We start from the raw sequence: 622 nt of genomic DNA on the forward strand, positions 1-622 counted from the left end.
CGACGTCGCGGAGATCGCCGGCCGACCCGGATGCCGCGCAGCACGGCTCGACCGACGTGCTCGACGAACTGCTCGCGCAGCGGTCGCCGCTGCCCGCGACCGCACGGGCGACGGCGCAGCCGGCTACACCGGCCCAGGGCGGCGCACCGGCACGCGATCCCGCGCAGGGCTTGCCGGCGGGCGCACGGCACGGCGCGTCGCTGCCGCCCGATACGTTCGATCTGCTCGGCGAACGCCCTGATGTGCGCGGGACGCCCGCGCAACCGGCCACCGCGTCGTCGGACTCCCCGGCGCAGACGCTGGCGACCGTGCATCCGGCCGCCGTGCCGCTCGTCAGGCAGCAGCTCGACGCGCTCGCGACCGACCAGTTCCGCTGGACGGGCGAGGCGTGGCCCGGCGCGCGGCTCGACTGGACGATCGAGCCGGACGATCCGGGCAGCCGCTCGCCGCGCGGCGACGATGGCCCGGGCGACGGCATCGCATGGCGCACGCGCCTGACGCTGACGTTGCCGTCGCTCGGCACGGTCGACGCGGAACTGGTGCTGAACGGCACGCAACTGGTCGCGCGATTGCGCGCGAACCAGACGGGCGCCGACCGCCTCGCGCGGCACGAGGCCGCGCT

At 76.5% G+C, this 622-nt stretch carries 1 protein-coding gene; it reads left to right on the top strand.

Features of this window, described 5'->3' with window-relative positions:
* A partial coding sequence (fliK, locus tag L810_RS48045; RefSeq protein WP_042973060.1) for a ribonuclease E occupies window positions 1-622 on the top strand: 622 nt, incomplete at both ends.

The sequence above is a fragment of the Burkholderia sp. AU4i genome (assembly GCF_000466765.1).
Classification (GTDB): Bacteria; Pseudomonadota; Gammaproteobacteria; order Burkholderiales; family Burkholderiaceae; genus Burkholderia; species Burkholderia cepacia.